A 16,154-nucleotide genomic window follows, 5' to 3' on the forward strand; every position below is an offset into this window, starting at 1 on the left:
CGTGTCCGAGATCCCAGCGCTTTGGAGAGGTGTTTTAAGCGCTGTTTAGAGTGGGCTAGGAACCTTTCTGCTCGACAGCCAGGTTGTTCTTGAAAGATGTGTCGATAGTGCTCATCATTCGCTCATTGGCTTCCTTTGCCGCGACGCGCATCTTCTGGCCGAGCTCGCGCATCTCGCTACCTGGCTGACGCCTTTTATCTCCTGATTCTCTCATTTTCTTTCCCAGCTGGCGCATCTCCTCAGCGGGAGCTTTCATCTGCTGCTGAAGCGCACGTATCTTCTCTAGGATGCCTTGGCGCTCCGCCTCGGAGGCGCTTTCCATCTGCTTGCCAAGCGCCTCCATCTCTTTTCCTTTTTCCTCCATTTGTTTACCGAAGGCTTCCATCTGTTTTGCGAACTCCTCCATCGGCTTGCTCATCAGCTCCATCTCTTTTCCCTTGGCCTCCATCTGTTTACCGAGCACCTCAAGGGAGGCATAGTTGTCTTGGAGCTTGCGCAGGGTTTCTGGATCGGTGATGAGGTAGCGCTTGCCGTCGCGATCCACCACGAGGCAGTCTCCGGGTTGTGCCTTCGCCAGCTCACGCTGGGCTGTGGCGACTTTACTATCTTGGCTATGGACGGAGTAGGAGGTTCCCATTCGTAGCGTGTACTGGTAGCGAGATGCTTGCCCCTCTGGGACAGCGGGCACGGATGGCACGACGGGAACGAATGGCACGGCGGGTACAGCAGGAATCGCAGGAATCTGTGGGATAGCGGGTGCGGGAGGAGGTATCTGTACCTGGGCAGCTACGGGAGCTGGGGTAAGGAGCAGGGGAGTGGCGACGAGGGATAGAGAAGCCGTCGCCAGTGCGGTGGACAGCTTAGATTTCAGCCCAAGGGGGCGCATCAGCGGTTTCGGTTGTGTAGGGGGGGTAAACATCGTGTCAATTCCTTTCGTGATAACCAAGTTCGGGAGAGTAATGGCTGGTTGGCCAGCCGGGACGACGGGAGAGAGAGGTTGGATAGGAGCCTTTGCGGCGGGAGGCGCTGCAAGAGGCGGCTCACTTCTTACTGCGGCGATTCGGGCACTGCCTCGGGTCGGATGGAGGCTGAAGGCTCCCAGAGTGGCGAGAAGAGCCAGGCTGGATGCCCCGCGGGGAAGCCCTGTGCCCCGTCGGAGACCCTGGAGGCGGCGCCGGAGCAGGAGGCCATCGGGGGAAGCGACGCCTAGGGTCACCATACCCGCGGTCGGGGTGAGCGGTGGCGAGGGCAGGCTGAGCTTGAGTAGGAGCCGCCCGTACTCTGCAGGGGCCATGCCACTGACCCGCAGTGCCTCGGCGTCGCAGGCGGCTTCTCGCGCCAGATCGTACTCTCGGCAAGCTAGCCAGACAAACGGGTCGAAGAAGAACACCAGCCGCGCCAGATTGGGCAGCGTGCCCGCTAGGAGATCCTTGCGCCGGATATGTGCCAGCTCATGGGCAAGAACGGCCCTCAGCTCGCTCTGCGTCAGACGGATCATGTCGGCCTGGCACAGCACCACTTTAGGCCGCCACAGTCCCATCACCAGTGAGCTCTTTGTCCGCTCTGAGACCAAGATCGGCGGCGACGAAGCAAGCCCCACGGCGCGTGCTACTTCTCGAAGCGGCGTCGCCTCCTCACAGGGGCGAGCCTGAGCTGCCAGCTGTCGAACTGTCCGCCGCTCCCGGCTAACAAGGGCGAGAAGAGCCAGCACGCCGGTCAGCCAGAGCGTGAAGAGAGCGCTTGACACTGAGAGATGCGCTGACAGTGCTGGAGGAGCGGGGGGGATTGGGCTACGGGGCGCTGTCTGTGAAAACTGGGGAAGCGCTCTCACCGAAACCGACTGCACAGCAACGGGCGTTAAGACAACGGTCGGAGAGCTCGGCGCGGGTGCGGCAGGGAGTACGGCCAGCTTAAGCGGCCCCGTGGTGACAAGGCTTAAGAGTGCCTTGAGACAGACGAGCCACCAGAGCAGCGCGCGGGTTGCGGCGGGTAGGCGTGGGAAGAGTCGGCAGAGGCACCACACGATTCCTACGGCGAGCGCTCCCTGCCAGCAGGCACGAAGCATCCCCTCAGACCAGAGAGTGGCCAGCTCATCGAGGTTTGTCAGATTCATCTTGGGCTCCTGACGCTTCCAGAGTCTCCACGAGAGAGCGTAGCTGGGCGACTTCCTCAACAGAGAGGGATTTTTGACGCGCAAAGTAAGCAACAAAGGGCGAGAGCGAGCCCGCTAGAGTGTTCTCAACAAAGCGCTCCACGAGGCCCGTGAGCACCTCCTCGGAGGGAACCGCAGGAGAGTAGCGGAAGACCGTGCCCTCCGGCTCCGAGGTGCGCGTGAGGTAGCCTTTCTTAAAAAGACGCTCAACACTGGTGTTGATAGTCGAGCGGGAGAATCCGCGTGGAATGGCGAAGCCCTCGGTGACCTGCCCGACAGTGATGGGCGCGTGCTCCGTAATGTACTGAAGGATCTCTAGCTCCAGGTTTCCCAGAGTTGGTTTTGGCATCTTGTTGTACTCTCGCTTAACGACGCTTGTGGCTAACCACGTGTGTAGTTATGGGAGTCTACCATGTAACCACGGCTGTAGTCAAGGGCGTGCGTCATCGTTTTTTACATTAAGTTCGTTAGCCTCGCACCGTTTGGGATTGACTGGAGCCCAAATGTAGCTCACACGAATGTTTGACAGTATGTTATACTGCTCCTTATGACTCCACTTCTCAATGTCATTATTATTTATGCCCGAGACATGCAACGCACGGCGGCATTTTATGAGCGCTACTTTGGCTTCACCACAACGGGCGAGATAGTCGAAGGACTGATTGAACTGGCGGCTCCCGAGGGTGGGGCGAGTCTTCTAATCCACCAGGCGGCCAAGAGTGTGAAGCTGGGGCAGGTAGGCGTCAAGCTGAGCTTTTCCGTGCCCGATGTCGAGGCGTTTAAGGCAAGCGTCGCCGCGCTGGGGCTGGAGTTTGGCAGCACGCATCAGGCCAATGGTTATTCCTTTGCCAATGCCAAAGACCCCGACGGCAACTCCGTGAGTATCTCAAGTCGCGCCTTTCGCACTACTGCTCCGGCATGAGCCACGCGGCTCCGGGCGGGGGATTTTGCTCGAACTCGGGGGTGATCCAGCGAGCGGCGGAGATGGGCGCACCAGGGTTACGGTAGGCGTAGACGACGCACCAGCGCATGGGGCTCTCGGGCTGGCGCGGCGTGACGGCGTGTGCGGCATGGGTGTGCATGAGCACCACACTGCCCTCAGGCGCGTCTAGCCCGACAATCTCCAGCGGCTTGCCGGTGTGGGGATGGAGTTTTCCGGCGAGCCAGCCTGCACGTAGCGCCTCGTCGCTCTCGGCGCGGATCTTCGGGTCGCGGAACAGCTGGCTCCCGGGAACAGCCTTCAAGCCACCGTCGCTCTGCCGGAAGCCATTGACATAGAAGAAAATCCGTACAAACCCCAGCTCCGGGCGGTCTTCGGCGTAGTCGTGGCTGTGCCAGCCGATTCCCCGATCACCGCCCGCACGGTTCAGCGCGACGCAGTGGTCAAAGCGCAGCTCAGGACCGATAGCCGCTTGGGCTAGCGCGAGCAGCTCGGGGTGGGCGATCAGGCTCGCCAGATAGACACTGTGCTCCGCCGAGTAGTGCCGAGGCGCGACCGGGTTGCCCGTCGTCTGCGCCTCGATATCGGTGAGCGCGGCAATCAGCTGGGTCTGTGCCTCGGGGGTAAGCCGCCCTGGGAGGAGCACATGGCCATCGTGGTCGAGCGCGGCTTTGTCGCTTGCCGAGAGTGCGGTTTCCGTAAAGAGCATCACCGCTCTAGGATACCAAAAATCTCCCCGGATTCGTGCTACAATCTGGCAAATGGCAACTCTAGGACTTAACCACATCAATATCCGCGCGGACCGCGCGCTTCTCGATGCTCTGCGAGATTTCTACTGCGATATCGTCGGGCTGCACGAGGGCTTCCGTCCCCCGTTTCCCGGCTTTGGCTACTGGCTCTACGCCGAGGGCGCGACCGAGGCCGCTGTCGTGCACCTCTACGAAGCAGAGCCATCCGAGGTTCGTCAAAAAGAATCCCCCACCTACTTTGACCACTTTGCCTTCGACTGTACGGGCTCTGCAGATGTCGAGAAGCTACTGGAAGAGAGAGGCGTGCCCGTCCATAAGACAACAATCCCACTCACCGGGCAGCTCCAGTTCTTTGTCGTGGATCCGGCGGGCAACCGTGTCGAGCTAAACTTCGGCACACCAGCGGGCTAAGATGGCACTTGAGCTTCGCTATCCCTCTCCCGATGGTCGCTATGGCTTTCGGATCAGCTCCTGGGAGGCACGAATGTCCCACTGGATCGAGTCCGCCGAGCTGATCGAGGTCGCCACCGAGGAGCATCTCTTCAGCTTCTCAGACCCCAACTGGTCGGTGGATAATGCCGTCTGGGAAAGCCCGACTGTAGTGGCGCTGACGGTGCGTAAGTACCCTGGCAACCACCTGCCTCCTGACTTCACCGTCGTGCTGGACTGCGAGGCAAAAACCGTGACCGTGGATGGGGTGCCTCTCGCCAAGCCTCACCTCGCCGAGTCCTATCTGGATGAGCTCGTACGTAAGGGACGTCAGAAAACCAAGGGATTCCTGCCTGGTTAGCTCCCCTCCGTTTCAACCAGTACAGCAAAGGCGCAGGCGATCTCGGGGAGGTGGGTGAGGGAGATGAGAATCTTGCGCCCGGCAGCAAGCTCGGCGGCTTTTCCGGTGAGCACAATGCTCGGTGCGCCTGACATCGCCCGCTCGACACATATCTCTTTAAACGCCACGCCACCACCCAGACACTTGATCACAGCCTCTTTGGCAGCAAAGCGCGCGGCGATGTGCGGGGCGGGGTCGGGTCGGGAGAGGCAGTAAGCCGCCTCGCTCTCGGTGAGGATGCGCTTGACAAAGCGCTCCGGGAACTCCCTAAGCGCCTTGCGAATACGTGGGACATCGGTCAGATCCACGCCTACAGCTAGGACATTGCCGCCCCCCCAGCCCCCGCCCAGCGTGGGGGAAGAATCCATCTAGTGGCTCTCTTCGGCCTCGATGAAGCGAATCGCTTCAATCGCGGCCATACAGCCCATCCCTGCTGCCGTCACGGCTTGCCGGTACATGGTGTCATAGACATCGCCTGCAGCAAAACAGCCCTCAATCGGGGTCTTGACGCCGTCGGTGACCAGATAGCCTGCTGCGTCCATGGGAAGCTGGCCCGCAAAGAGGCTCGTGTTGGGCTGGTGACCAATCGCCACAAAGACGCCTTGCACGGGGCGCTCACTCAGCGCACCGGTCTTGAGGTTTTTGAGGCGCACGCCGGTTACTTTCCCCGTGCCACCGTCCAGAATCTCATCGACGCCGCTGTCCCAGGCGAACGTAATCTTGGGGTTCTTGAGTGCCCGATCCGCCATGATTTTGCTGGCGCGGAGCGTGTCGCGGCGATGAATCACGGTGACAGAGCTGCACATACGCGTCAGGTACATCGCCTCCTCCATTGCCGTATCACCGCCGCCCACAACCGCGACATCCTTGCCTCGGAAGAAGAAGCCATCGCAGGTTGCACAGGCCGAGACGCCTTTATTTTGCAGGCGCTGCTCGCTCTCAATCCCAATCCACTTGGCCGATGCACCCGTGGCAATCACCAGCGTCTGGGCATGAACCGTCTGGTTGGCGCTGGTCTCGATCACAAACGGGCGCTGGGAGAGATCCACTTTGGTGATCCAGTCAATACGGACTTCCGTGCCGACCCGTACTGCTTGCTCACGCATGGCGTCCATCAGCTCGGGGCCCTCGATGGGGTGGGCAAAGCCGGGGAAGTTCTCCACTTCTGTGGTGATCGTGAGCTGACCACCAGGTTGGGGCCCCTCAAAGACCAGTGGCTTTAGCTCCGCACGGGCGGCGTAGATAGCCGCTGTCAGGCCCGCCGGGCCGCTGCCGATAATGACGATATCGCGTAGTTCGCTCATGGTTCTAATCTGCTCTGCAATTCTGCGGCGCTTAGGCCGCTAATCTGAAATCTTTTGTTGCGACTGGTCTCGCCGCCTACCAGAATCACCTGGCTTTTCTTGAGTTTTAGTGCATCTGCTAGGGTCTCTAGTACAGCTTTATTGGCTTGGCCATCCGTAGGTGCGGCAGTGACTCGCACCAGAACCGCGCCGTCACCTTGAACGCCCGCCACACGGTTGCGATCCGCCCGTGGCGTCACGCGCACCGAAAGAATGACAACTGACTCCCCCATAGAGTTCCGTCAGTCTCCCAGAGACGCGGTGAGCATCAGAAATGTCAGGGTATTCTGCAAAAAGTGCGCGACCATTCCGGGTACCAGGCTCTGGCGCAAGTGGCGCATGGTCGCAAACGAAACCCCCAGCCCGATAATTGGGAGTGCGTCTTGAATCGGGTGTACCGACGCGAAAACAACCGCTGAAAGCAAGATGCTTGGTAGCCCCGAAAAACGCCTTCGTAGGCCCGTGAAGAGCGCTCCTCGGAAGAAGAACTCCTCAAAAAGTGGTGCTCCCACGGCGATCGTCACAAAGAGCAAGCCACGCTCCCAGCCCGTGCTGGATGTCCCACTGAGCAGAGTTAGAGCAGGATTCGGCGTGGTCGTGGTGCTATTTCGGAAGAGAAAGTTGGAGAGCAGCCCCAGAACTGCAAGCAAGGGGAGGGTTGCCAGATACCCACCAAGCCCGTAGAGAACATTGGCCCCCAGCTGCTCCCGGCTCGCGCCAAGCTCCGCCAGCGAGGTGCCTCGCTTTTTTGCCTTCGCTGCTAAGTACGCAATGGCCAGCCCCCCCGTCAGGAACTGAAGAAGCACCTGGAGCGGAACCACGGCGCTGTGCGACATCAGTACCACGCCGATCAAGAGCCCCAGAGCGCGATAGCTTGCCAGGTAAAAAACAAAGCCGTCTAGTAAGTCCCCCCAAGTGAGCTTCGGCTCCCCAGCTTCCGGGACACGGCCCAGTAGGTGCCACTCGCGCCGCAGGGCCACAAATCCCACGAAGAGAAGCAAGCCCAGCCCGATCACACCGCCTAAGACCGCCAGCACCAAGAGAGGAACCAAGCGCTTGAGAATCGCCCCTTGTGCTTGTGCATCCCGCCTTGCCTCTGCTGCCTCCGCCGCTTGGGGGTTGTCTTGTCGTTTATACAGATCCGCCAGCGCCTGGTTGTCCAGGAAGCGCAGCTGCATGGCCACGAGCTGCGCCTCAGCATTGAGAGGAATCGGTGGAGGTGGATAGGGGCCATACAGAGATCGCCAGAGAAGCTGCTCCCCTTCAGGAAGCTGCTTTAGCATCATCTCATCCAGCGGCTTGTGAAGCTGGTTGCCCAGAATCAGGACCTTGCGTGCGGGATTGAGTTGATTCGTGGCAAGCGCCAGCTCGCGGTAGATTGCGAGGGCCTCGGGGAGGGTGTCGCTCCCGCCAAATTTTGCGAGGGCGTAGTGGGTGCGTGTGAGCCGCTCGGCGGTTAAGTAGCGCTCAAAGTTTGGCCCCGAAAGACCCGTTTGTGTGGGCTTTACCGTCGGCGAAGGCGGAGTGCGGCGCGGCTCTAGGCGGTTGCCAACCAAGAGGCTCGCGACAAGAAGCGCCAGCCAGAGGTAGATGGTCCTGGGAAGCGTCTGCACGCCGCTATCTCTTACTTGCCCGCTTTAAGGCGCGCCTCGGCGTCCTTGAGGTTCTTAGGGCCGGCGATGAAGCTGGGGAACTTTTCCACTACTTGCTTCCATGCCCCAACGGCGTCCTCAAAGCGATTCAGGCGCGTGTAGCAGTGACCCAGGGTGGCATAGGTCGTCACATCTACCCCTCCTAGCTTGACTGCTTTCTGGAAATAGGGCAGTGCCGCTGCATAGTTCTTGGTGCGGAAGAGCTGCTGGCCCATCTCACTATTCAGCGATCCGGGCTTCTTAGAACGCCGAGTGCCGTACTCTAAAAATGCCTCCGCCGCCGCATTTTCTCCGAGGCTCCAGAGCAGATAGCCGCCGGAGCTGTAGGCCTCGTCGAAACTGGGATCCACTTCCACACAGATACGGCAAAGAGAGACGCATCGGACATAGTCACCATCGTGAAAGTAGGTATCACTGGTTTCCCAGAGACCATCCACCACTGCATTAATCATCCCCGCAACCTGGATCGGCGATGAGCCTTTGGGTAAGGGAGGAGTTTTTTGAGTCGCCTTTTTGGGTTTTGATGCGGCACTTTGCATGCGGGTATTGTACCAGCTTTATTAGTTTTCTTGTACTTGTTACCTCGCGTTAATCAGGTTACACTGCGGCAAACTATCTGAGTATTAAAGTGAGGTGTCAGTGCTACTTAAGGAAGCAAAGTTGCTTGTCGTTGGTGAACTAGGGACAGGGAAATCTTCTCTGGTGGAGCGTTTGACAGTCGATAGATTTACGCGGGAGCACCGTGCGTCTGAGGGGATTGTCGTTCATCAGTGGCCGCGACGCATTGGGGACGAAGATGTGTTCGTTCGTGTCTGGGATTTTGGTAGTCAGGAGATCCTGAACCAGAGCTATCGTTTTTTTCTCACTAACCACACCCTCTCTCTTCTTGTCCTGGATGCCCGCCGGGACTCCTCACACAATAAAGAGGAGGACTGGCTGAATACACTGCACGCTGTGGGTGAAGATATCCCGGTGATTGTGGTGGTGAATCACAGCGATACGCAGCCCTTGTCTCCCCTTCGCGAGGAAGTGCTTAAAGAGAGGTTTCCTCAGGTTGTTGCGCTGCTGAAGACATCGTGTGAGACAAACGAGGGGATAGAGGCCCTTAAGGCGACTATTGTTGCGCAACTAGAGGTCATGGTTTCGGGCAGTCCTTCCGCTCCTTCCCACTATGTTGCGCTTCGGGATGCTTTGGAATCCGAGACGCGTGACTATCTCTCGGATGCGGACTTCACTCGGCTCTGTGTTAGCCAGGGGATCCAGACCGATGCACAACAACATGAGCAGTCACTGCTTCTGACGGAGCGTGGACACACTCTGCACTTCGATTCCCCCGAGCTGTACCGAACCCATGTCCTACGCCCCGAGTGGGCTACGGAGGCGGTCGGGGCAGTTCTGCGCTGGCCTGACCTAAGAAGTTCCTACAAGGGTGTACTGGAGCGTGCTCATCTGGCGCTTTGTCTCGACGCACACCGGTATCCGGTAGAGACCCATGAGTTTCTCCTTGCCCTGCTGACGAAGTTTGAGATCGCGATTCCCTTGGAGGCTACCACGCCCTCGAAGTTTCTGGTGCCACAGCTTCTGAGTACCGATGAGCCCGCTCTCCCGGATGTGCGTGGGGCACTGCGCTTTGAGTACCACTACGACCGGCTACCTCCTGCGTGTCTCCCACTATTTATCGCCAAAGCCCACCGTTTTGTAGAAAAAAGAACCTGGTGGCGTACGGGAGTTATCTTGAAGCGTGGCGATAATCGTGCTCTTGTCCGCACCGATGAGAACAAGCAGCGCATGGAGCTACTCGTCACCGGCCCTGAGGTAGGCAGACGGGAGCTTCTGGCCTTCCTCCGCGAAGATCTCCGTCACGTGCACATGAGCTTCTCTGAGACGGTCATAGACGAGATGATCTATGCCAGCGACGACGAAAAGATCTCCCGTCAGCCTCTTTTACTGGAGGATCTACGCCAGCTCAGTAATGCCGGTGAGACGGAGTATGCTGCGCCGGGGGTGGGGCGTGTCTCTCTTCAGGAGCTTCTCCAGCGCTACGTGATCCCCGAGATACCTGCTGAGGAAGAACTTCCTGCTGCCTTGCCTGTACCCGAGCTCACAGCAGAAGAGCGCCAAGTCGAAGCGGAACGCCTAGCACGCGAGCAGCAAAAACAGATCGAGGAGCACAATGCCCGTGTGAAGCAACAGGAAAAACGCGCCGATAAAGTCAGTGTTGTCTTGGAGCAACAGGCTGCTGCCTACGCGGATCGGTGGATACGCTTGCTTCTTGCGTATCCTTTGGTGCTTCTAGGAGGCATGTTCGTGGCGATTTTTGCGCTTGGCTGGCGTGAGACTCTGCCGTGGAAGCGGCAAAATCTCGTGGGTCTTGTTCAGAACGGCTGGCATGCGATGGCGGCTTGGACTTGGCTGATCCCGCTCGTGGGGATGATCGTTGCGATTTTCTACGGCATCTGGACAAAACAGAACCCAGACTCCGATCCCTTGCGCCGTCGCCTCTACGAGAGCCAGCGCCGCAAGCTCTTTGAGAAAAATGGCATTCTGCGTTAGGTATCCTACGTGCATGAAAATTACAAAGCTTGAGACATTTCTGGTTCAGCCACGCTGGCTGTTTCTAAAGATCCACACCGATGAGGGGATTGTGGGGCTAGGGGAGCCGCTCCTCGAAGGCCGTGCGGCTACTTGCGCGATGGCGATTAAAGAGCTGGAGAGTGAGCTACTAGGCCAAGACCCCACCAAGATTATCCACCACTGGCAGGCGATCTATCGGCATGCGTTCTACCGAGGCGGCGAGATTCTCACTAGCGCTCTGTCGGGAGTCGAGCAGGCACTCTGGGACATCAAGGGCAAGGCTCTGGGTGTGCCAGTGTATGAGCTACTCGGCGGCCCGACGCGCGATAAGATTCGTGTCTATTCCCACTGTGGCCTAGGCGATGACCCGGAGCAGAGTGCGGCCAATGTGAAGGCTAAAATCGCGCAGGGCTACACCGCGATCAAGACAGGCGTCTCGGGAGGACGCCCCCCGCGCATGATCGAGACACCGGGCTTTGTTGAGACCGTCCGCGACAAGTTTGCCGCCATGCGCGAGGCGGCAGGCCCCGATATTGATATCGCGATTGATTTTCACGGCGCGGTTCCGCCCGCCACTGCGATGCTGCTGATCAAAGCCCTGGAGCCGTACCAGCCGATGTTTATCGAGGAGCCCGTGAACTGCCAGTACGTGGATATTCTCGCTGACATGGCAAAAAAGACCTATATTCCTATCGCGACGGGCGAGCGGCTCTTCACCAAGTGGGCGTTTCGTGAGGTGCTGGAAAAACGCGCCGCCATGATTCTCCAGCCGGATATCTCCCACGCCGGAGGCATTTTCGAGCTGCGCCTGATCGCAGGGATGGCGGAAGCCTACTACGCGGGGATTGCACCCCACTGTCCGCTCGGGCCGATTGCCTTTGCGGCAAGTTTGCAGCTTGATGCGAGCATCCCGAACTTTCTGATTCAGGAGCAAGTAAACATGGGCGAAGGGTATTTAAAAGAGCCCTTCGTACCAGAGAACGGCTACGTCCCACTTCCCAAAAAGCCCGGTCTGGGGATCGAGCTAGACGAAGATGCCATCGCCGAAAAACTCGGCCACGACTGGAAACCTCCACACCTCTACGACGAAGATGGCTCCGTCTGTGACTGGTAGTCATGCAATCCATTTTAGGGCGCTATTTGGATGGGGAGTGTGAGGCCGTCTGGGAGGAACTTGTGGTCGGGGTAGATCGGTTTGGGAAGCCGATTTTGCATGCAGATGCTCTTGCGGTTGCACGTGAGACCATGCGCCGGGTGCGGCACAACCTGGAGGTGCTCGTCGCGCGTCTCACAGAACAGGGCTACGACTTCACAAAGTACACAGAGGGCTCTCCTTTTGACGGCCCCAAGACTTCTCTTGAGACAGTAAAACCTGAGGTCACGGAAACTCTGGCGGAAATCGAGGCGATCACGGGGCCACTGCCGCTCTCACTCCGAGTATTCTGGGAGATAGTGGGTGGGGTTGATCTGGTGGGTTACTTTCCGGGGATGAAGTGGCACTGGTGCGATCCCATGCAACTCAGTAGCGCCGAAGAGTTCTTGCAAGAAATCAGCGATCTTGAGGAGGAGTTTAGCGAGCTGCCCGAGGGGGAATCGGTCTGGGTGTCTCTGGGAGCCGATGCGCTTCACAAAGCGAACATTAGTGGAGGAAGCTACTGTATTGTGTTCCCGTTAGAGTACCAGGCTGACTTTATCTTTGAACAAGACTCTCATCAATCTACTTTTGTGAGCCACTTGCGCACTGTGTTTCTTTGGGGAGGCTTTCCTGGTTTTGCGAATTTTCCTAACTATCCCACCCCTTCAGAAATTCTTGCTCTGCGCCAGGGACTTCTCCCAATCTGAAATGTTTGCATCGAGGGGTAAGCCGTGATAAGATGACCGTCTGTGTGTGCGGCGCGGAGTGATCCGCGCCGTTTTTACGCCGTCTAAAATTTTCGGAATGAGTAGAGAAAAATGAAGCGAACCTTCCAGCCTAAGAACCGCCGTCGCCTGCGTGTGCATGGCTTCCGTGCCCGTATGCAGACCCCCACGGGTCGTCGTGTGCTCAGCAAGCGCCGTCAGCAGGGGCGACATGCTCTGACGGTTTTTGCCCATAAGCACTAGTCTCGACAAGACGCTCTTGTTGTCTTTATAAAAATGTTGCCGCGTGCCCAACGGCTTGTCCGTACACGGGATTTTCAGGTAACCTACCAGAGAAGGCGTCGGATAGATCATCCGGCGCTGACTCTGTATGTAGGACGTCTGCACGAGGGAACGCCGCGGCTCGGATTTGTCGTATCAAAGAAGGTAGCGGGCAAAGCGCACGACCGGAACCGGGTCAAGCGTCGCCTTCGGGCAATCTGTCTGCCTCTTTTGCCCCAGCTGGGCTGTTGTGATCTGATACTCGTTGTCCGTACTCCTGCGCTTGCGCTGGAGTTTACAGAGCTACAAGTCGCTGTTGTGCAACTTTTCCAGCAGGCAGGGGTCTTGAAAGACAGTGACCCGCAATAAGGACACGACGAGCGATGAAAACGAGGCGCAGGCAGAAAACACAAAGTAAGCTCCAAGAAGCTGCTTCTCTTCTTTCCGAAGGGACGCAGATTGTTTTTCTGGCGCTGATTCGTGGCTACCAGCGTGTTTCTCGCTACACCCCTCCTACCTGCCGGTTCACCCCTTCTTGCTCCGAGTATGCCGCACTGGCCATCCAGGCCTATGGCCCCCTCCGAGGGAGCTGGCTGGGCATGAAGCGTATCTGTCGCTGCCATCCGTTTCATCCCGGTGGCCACGACCCTGTCCCCGGACTCGCTCCCTCAAACGAAGGATAAGACTGAAGTGACCCTTTCCCGACGTGCCTCCACTTTTCTAGCCCTAGCGCTCTTGATGTTAACCCTGCTCTTCGGAGCGGGCTGTGGACCTAGCTACACGGTTCCCGACACCCCCGCTCAGGCCGTCACTGCTGCAGAAGCCAAGGTGAAAACCGCCGAAGAGGCAGAGAAGAGCCGCTCGGCCCAGACTACCGCCCTCTGGCAGGAGGCTGCGGGGTTCTATGGAGCCGTTGCCAATAAGTTCATCACGCAGCCTGAGGGAATGAAGGCCGCCGTGGTCGCCGCAGACCTGAGCATTGCCCATCTCAAGAACGACTACCAGGCCTGGGTTCAGCTCAAACAACAAGTACGTCAAGTCGCAAAGGTCGAGGGGCCCGAGAAGACTGCCCTTGTTGAAAAGCTAGATGCACTTGGCCTAAAGATGGACAAAGACAACTCTAAGGGAGTTGCCTACAAGATCATGGATGGGCTGGTCAATATTTGTGGAGGCAACCCGGAAGGCTCACCGGTTATTGCGATCTTTGTGATTGCTATATTTGTCGCCATTATCATGTGGCCGCTTCAGCTCAAGCAGTACAAGTCTTTCAAAGAGCTGGCCAAGTATCAGCCTGAGATCAAGAAGATTCAGACGCGCTACAAAGAAGATCCGATGCTCATGCAGCAGAAGATGAGTGAGTTCAACCGTCAGCACGGGGTCAACCCGATGCAGGGCTGCTGGATGATCATCCCCCAGATGGGAATCTTCTTTGCGATGTTCCAGCTGATCCAGAGCTATCAGTTCCACTTCACCAACACGCACTTTCTCTGGATCAACCAAGCAAACGGCCTCGCGAGCCTTCAGTGGCCCTCTCCTCTCACGGGTGCGGTTGCCCACCACTTAGGTGAGCTGGATATTCTGCTTCTGCTGCTCTATGCCGTTGCGCAGTTCCTCCAATCGAAGCTCCTGCCCCCGCCGACCGATCCCACGCAGGCTGAAGTGCAGAAGGCCATGACGACTTTCATGCCGGTCATGTACTTCATGTTTATGTTCAATAGCCAGGTGTCGTCGGCCTTTGTTCTGTACTACTTTGTCTCCACACTCTTGGGAATGCTGCGACAGTTCTTGATGAACCGCATGACCAAAGATGAGGGCACCGGCCCGGTCGTACTGGCAGCAGAAGGCACTTCAGGGGATAATGCCAAACCGGGTGCGAGTCTGGCAGCAAATCCGAAGCTAATCTCGCCCAAAAATCAAAAGAAGAAATAGGAGTAGATGATGGAGGATCTCAAGGCGCAGGTGCTGGAGTTTGCTCAGGGCTTTGCCGAAACCACGGGGTTGGACGTGACGGCAGAGGTAACACGGGACGAGCCCGAGGGCGTTCTGATTGGTTTCCAGGGAACAGATGCGAAGCAGCTGATCGGGCGTGGCGGTCAGGTTCTGGATGCACTTCAGTTAATCGCGATCAATAGCATCATGGGACAGGGCCGAGGGCGGCTTCGGGTAACCTTTGATGCCGATGGTTATCGTCTGCGCCGAGAGAAGATGCTCACGGACATGGCTAACGAGCTTGCCGACCAGGTTGCCTCGACAGGCCAGGAAGCAGTTCTCGATCCCCTGCCTCCGCTGGAGCGCCGCATCGTCCACCAGATTCTCACCGAGCGTACCGATATTCAGACCTACTCTGAGGGCGAGGAGCCCAATCGGTATATTGTCATCGCACCCAGGCAGTAATCCTATGCAGACCTCCCTCAACGACGAGGTGCTCCAGAAGTGCCGCGCCACGCTCGCAGCAGATCCCGTGGCGCGGATCGCCCGCAATGCGGTCGCTAAGACCGCCATCAAAGCCGTCGCGCTGAACCGGGATGCGGTTACGCGGCTCACGCACACGTACTCGCACACCGTCAAGACGGGCAAGACCACGTCGCAGAACTCCTCCGGGCGCTGCTGGATGTTTGCGGGTCTCAATCTCTTCCGTACGCAGATCGCAGAGACGCTGGGAGTGGAGGACTTTGAGCTCTCTCAGAACTACCTGATGTTCTGGGACAAGCTGGAGAAGGCGAACTACTTTCTCGAAAATATCCTCGTCACCCTCGATGAGCCGGTGGGAAGCCGCCTGCTCGACTGGCTCTGTGCCAGCCCGCTACAAGACGGTGGGCAGTGGGACATGTTCGCCGCGCTGGTGAAAAAATACGGCGTCGTTCCCAAAGAGGCCATGCCCGAGACCGAGAGCTCGTCGCGCTCCGCTGACATGAACGCGCTGATGACCCTCAAGCTGCGCCAAGCCGCCAGTGAGCTGCGCGCGGCCCATGCGGCGGGGGCCAGTGAGGCCGAGCTTCGCGCCCAGAAAGATGCGCTTCTGCCTGCGCTCTACCGGATGCTGGTAACCCACCTCGGCGAGCCACCCACTGAGTTTCTCTGGCAGTGGCGCGATAAAGACAAGCATTTCCACCGCGATGGCGTACTTACCCCGCAGGAGTTCCTGAAAAAATACGTCACGACGGAGCTTGACGAGCTGGTCTGCCTGATTCATTGTCCCCAAGCCACCAAGAGCTACAACACCCCCTACACGATTGCCTATCTGGGCAACGTGGTGGGAGGGCAGCCGATTCAGTATCTGAATGTTGAGATGTTGGCTCTCAAGGCCGCGACTCAGGCGATGATCCAAGAGGGCAAGCCCGTCTGGTTTGGCTGTGATGTGGGCAAACAAATGGATCGCGATCTGGGTCTGATGGACCTAGAGCTCTTTGAGTACGAGCCGCTCTACGGAACCAGCCTTGGCATGGACAAAGCCGCACGCCTTGACTACGGCCAGAGCCTGATGACCCATGCCATGGTGCTTACCGGCGTTGACGTCGACGAGAACAATCAGCCGCGCAAGTGGCGCGTCGAGAACTCTTGGGGTGATAAAGGTGGCGATCAGGGCTTCATGGCCATGACCGACTCTTGGTTCGATGAGTACCTGTACGAGGTGGTCGTCGAGAAGCAGTATCTCTCCAAAACACTTTTAGCACTCCTCAATAAACCCCTCGTTCCGCTAGACCCCTGGGACCCCATGGGCTCGCTCGCCGCCTCGGTTTAGGTTAAAATCCCCTTGTAACGCTGGCGTAACGCAAAGGCGCTACACTCAAAAA

General features: G+C 58.1%; 20 protein-coding genes. 12 read left to right on the forward strand and 8 right to left on the reverse strand.

Translation table 11 applies throughout. The annotated features are described in order from the left end of the window. Window positions 1-55 precede the first annotated feature (55 nt). Window positions 56-2,113, reverse strand: coding sequence for a M56 family metallopeptidase (locus tag RMO15_RS14690; RefSeq protein WP_309714114.1), 2,058 nt, complete (start codon window positions 2,111-2,113; stop codon window positions 56-58). Continuing rightward, a complete protein-coding gene (locus tag RMO15_RS14695; RefSeq protein ID WP_309714117.1) occupies window positions 2,091-2,501 on the reverse strand; it encodes a BlaI/MecI/CopY family transcriptional regulator in 411 nt (136 codons plus the stop codon). Before RMO15_RS14695 ends, RMO15_RS14690 begins: the two co-directional genes overlap by 23 nt. A gap of 198 nt (window positions 2,502-2,699) precedes the next feature. Here RMO15_RS14695 and RMO15_RS14700 point away from each other — a divergent pair, with 198 nt between their 5' ends. Beyond that, complete coding sequence (locus RMO15_RS14700; protein WP_309714118.1) at window positions 2,700-3,074, forward strand: VOC family protein; 375 nt, start codon at window positions 2,700-2,702, stop codon at window positions 3,072-3,074. Here RMO15_RS14700 and RMO15_RS14705 read toward each other — a convergent pair. Then, on the reverse strand, window positions 3,058-3,801 hold the full coding sequence (locus tag RMO15_RS14705) for a phytanoyl-CoA dioxygenase family protein (protein WP_309714188.1): 744 nt from the start codon (window positions 3,799-3,801) through the stop codon (window positions 3,058-3,060). The genes RMO15_RS14700 and RMO15_RS14705 overlap by 17 nt on opposite strands. Window positions 3,802-3,853: 52 nt before the next feature. Between RMO15_RS14705 and RMO15_RS14710 the strand changes: the two genes are divergently transcribed. Both RMO15_RS14710 and RMO15_RS14715 read left to right on the forward strand, forming a co-directional pair. Further along, window positions 3,854-4,252: a VOC family protein gene (locus RMO15_RS14710; RefSeq protein ID WP_309714120.1), complete on the forward strand. Its 399-nt coding sequence runs from the start codon at window positions 3,854-3,856 to the stop codon at window positions 4,250-4,252. A gap of 1 nt (window position 4,253) precedes the next feature. Beyond that, the gene (locus RMO15_RS14715) at window positions 4,254-4,631 is read left to right on the forward strand and encodes a hypothetical protein (RefSeq protein ID WP_309714122.1); all 378 of its coding nucleotides are present in this window, start codon (window positions 4,254-4,256) and stop codon (window positions 4,629-4,631) included. Here the strand turns inward: RMO15_RS14715 and acpS are convergent. From acpS to RMO15_RS14740, 5 genes are read right to left on the reverse strand one after another with little or no spacing between them, the layout of a single operon-like run. Then, window positions 4,628-5,038, reverse strand: coding sequence for a holo-ACP synthase (gene acpS, locus RMO15_RS14720; protein WP_309714124.1), 411 nt, complete (start codon window positions 5,036-5,038; stop codon window positions 4,628-4,630). The genes RMO15_RS14715 and acpS overlap by 4 nt on opposite strands. Next, a complete protein-coding gene (gene trxB / locus RMO15_RS14725) occupies window positions 5,039-5,974 on the reverse strand; it encodes a thioredoxin-disulfide reductase (RefSeq protein WP_309714125.1) in 936 nt (311 codons plus the stop codon). It abuts the gene before it with no gap. Continuing rightward, window positions 5,971-6,246: a DUF167 domain-containing protein gene (locus RMO15_RS14730; RefSeq protein WP_309714127.1), complete on the reverse strand. Its 276-nt coding sequence runs from the start codon at window positions 6,244-6,246 to the stop codon at window positions 5,971-5,973. The genes trxB and RMO15_RS14730 overlap by 4 nt, the downstream gene beginning before the upstream one ends. A 9-nt stretch (window positions 6,247-6,255) precedes the next feature. After that, entirely contained in the window at window positions 6,256-7,626 is a 1,371-nt protein-coding gene (locus tag RMO15_RS14735) for a type II CAAX endopeptidase family protein (protein ID WP_309714130.1), read from the reverse strand. A gap of 11 nt (window positions 7,627-7,637) precedes the next feature. Continuing rightward, window positions 7,638-8,204, reverse strand: a complete 567-nt coding sequence (locus tag RMO15_RS14740; RefSeq protein WP_309714132.1) for a tetratricopeptide repeat protein — start codon at window positions 8,202-8,204, stop codon at window positions 7,638-7,640. A 100-nt stretch (window positions 8,205-8,304) separates the two neighbouring features. Here RMO15_RS14740 and RMO15_RS14745 point away from each other — a divergent pair, with 100 nt between their 5' ends. The 9 genes from RMO15_RS14745 to RMO15_RS14785 all read left to right on the forward strand — a co-directional run bounded on the left by RMO15_RS14745 (window position 8,305) and on the right by RMO15_RS14785 (window position 16,102). Next, window positions 8,305-10,218 carry a COR domain-containing protein gene (locus RMO15_RS14745; RefSeq protein ID WP_309714190.1) on the forward strand — a complete coding sequence of 638 codons (1,914 nt, stop codon included), beginning with the start codon at window positions 8,305-8,307 and terminating at the stop codon, window positions 10,216-10,218. Window positions 10,219-10,231: 13 nt separating this feature from the next. Beyond that, on the forward strand, window positions 10,232-11,353 hold the full coding sequence (gene dgoD, locus RMO15_RS14750; RefSeq protein ID WP_309714134.1) for a galactonate dehydratase: 1,122 nt from the start codon (window positions 10,232-10,234) through the stop codon (window positions 11,351-11,353). A gap of 2 nt (window positions 11,354-11,355) precedes the next feature. Beyond that, entirely contained in the window at window positions 11,356-12,081 is a 726-nt protein-coding gene (locus tag RMO15_RS14755; RefSeq protein ID WP_309714137.1) for a hypothetical protein, read from the forward strand. A gap of 111 nt (window positions 12,082-12,192) precedes the next feature. Next, window positions 12,193-12,342, forward strand: a complete 150-nt coding sequence (rpmH, locus tag RMO15_RS14760; protein WP_309714139.1) for a 50S ribosomal protein L34 — start codon at window positions 12,193-12,195, stop codon at window positions 12,340-12,342. 33 nt (window positions 12,343-12,375) lie between these two features. Then, window positions 12,376-12,729, forward strand: coding sequence for a ribonuclease P protein component (rnpA, locus tag RMO15_RS14765; RefSeq protein ID WP_309714141.1), 354 nt, complete (start codon window positions 12,376-12,378; stop codon window positions 12,727-12,729). A gap of 89 nt (window positions 12,730-12,818) precedes the next feature. Continuing rightward, a complete protein-coding gene (yidD, locus tag RMO15_RS14770; RefSeq protein ID WP_369016116.1) occupies window positions 12,819-13,043 on the forward strand; it encodes a membrane protein insertion efficiency factor YidD in 225 nt (74 codons plus the stop codon). Between the two features lie 7 nt (window positions 13,044-13,050). Then, on the forward strand, window positions 13,051-14,289 hold the full coding sequence (locus RMO15_RS14775; RefSeq protein ID WP_309714145.1) for a YidC/Oxa1 family membrane protein insertase: 1,239 nt from the start codon (window positions 13,051-13,053) through the stop codon (window positions 14,287-14,289). A 6-nt stretch (window positions 14,290-14,295) separates the two neighbouring features. Continuing rightward, window positions 14,296-14,754 carry a R3H domain-containing nucleic acid-binding protein gene (locus RMO15_RS14780; RefSeq protein ID WP_309714147.1) on the forward strand — a complete coding sequence of 153 codons (459 nt, stop codon included), beginning with the start codon at window positions 14,296-14,298 and terminating at the stop codon, window positions 14,752-14,754. A 4-nt stretch (window positions 14,755-14,758) separates the two neighbouring features. Next, a complete protein-coding gene (locus tag RMO15_RS14785; protein WP_309714149.1) occupies window positions 14,759-16,102 on the forward strand; it encodes a C1 family peptidase in 1,344 nt (447 codons plus the stop codon). Window positions 16,103-16,154: the final 52 nt, after the last annotated feature.

Origin of the sequence: Armatimonas sp. (genome assembly GCF_031410135.1) — a bacterium.
Classification (GTDB): domain Bacteria; phylum Armatimonadota; class Armatimonadia; order Armatimonadales; family Armatimonadaceae; genus Armatimonas.

Excerpts from the sequence above, each read along its gene's own strand:
- RMO15_RS14690 (WP_309714114.1), bottom strand. The coding sequence starts at position 2,113 with ATGAATCTGACAAACCTCGATGAGCTGGCCACTCTCTGGTCTGAGGGG.
- RMO15_RS14695 (WP_309714117.1), bottom strand. The coding sequence starts at position 2,501 with ATGCCAAAACCAACTCTGGGAAACCTGGAGCTAGAGATCCTTCAGTAC.
- RMO15_RS14700 (WP_309714118.1), top strand. The coding sequence starts at position 2,700 with ATGACTCCACTTCTCAATGTCATTATTATTTATGCCCGAGACATGCAA.
- RMO15_RS14705 (WP_309714188.1), bottom strand. The coding sequence starts at position 3,801 with ATGCTCTTTACGGAAACCGCACTCTCGGCAAGCGACAAAGCCGCGCTC.
- RMO15_RS14710 (WP_309714120.1), top strand. The coding sequence starts at position 3,854 with ATGGCAACTCTAGGACTTAACCACATCAATATCCGCGCGGACCGCGCG.
- RMO15_RS14715 (WP_309714122.1), top strand. The coding sequence starts at position 4,254 with ATGGCACTTGAGCTTCGCTATCCCTCTCCCGATGGTCGCTATGGCTTT.
- acpS (WP_309714124.1), bottom strand. The coding sequence starts at position 5,038 with ATGGATTCTTCCCCCACGCTGGGCGGGGGCTGGGGGGGCGGCAATGTC.
- trxB (WP_309714125.1), bottom strand. The coding sequence starts at position 5,974 with ATGAGCGAACTACGCGATATCGTCATTATCGGCAGCGGCCCGGCGGGC.
- RMO15_RS14730 (WP_309714127.1), bottom strand. The coding sequence starts at position 6,246 with ATGGGGGAGTCAGTTGTCATTCTTTCGGTGCGCGTGACGCCACGGGCG.
- RMO15_RS14740 (WP_309714132.1), bottom strand. The coding sequence starts at position 8,204 with ATGCAAAGTGCCGCATCAAAACCCAAAAAGGCGACTCAAAAAACTCCT.
- dgoD (WP_309714134.1), top strand. The coding sequence starts at position 10,232 with ATGAAAATTACAAAGCTTGAGACATTTCTGGTTCAGCCACGCTGGCTG.
- RMO15_RS14755 (WP_309714137.1), top strand. The coding sequence starts at position 11,356 with ATGCAATCCATTTTAGGGCGCTATTTGGATGGGGAGTGTGAGGCCGTC.
- rpmH (WP_309714139.1), top strand. The coding sequence starts at position 12,193 with ATGAAGCGAACCTTCCAGCCTAAGAACCGCCGTCGCCTGCGTGTGCAT.
- rnpA (WP_309714141.1), top strand. The coding sequence starts at position 12,376 with ATGTTGCCGCGTGCCCAACGGCTTGTCCGTACACGGGATTTTCAGGTA.
- RMO15_RS14780 (WP_309714147.1), top strand. The coding sequence starts at position 14,296 with ATGATGGAGGATCTCAAGGCGCAGGTGCTGGAGTTTGCTCAGGGCTTT.
- RMO15_RS14785 (WP_309714149.1), top strand. The coding sequence starts at position 14,759 with ATGCAGACCTCCCTCAACGACGAGGTGCTCCAGAAGTGCCGCGCCACG.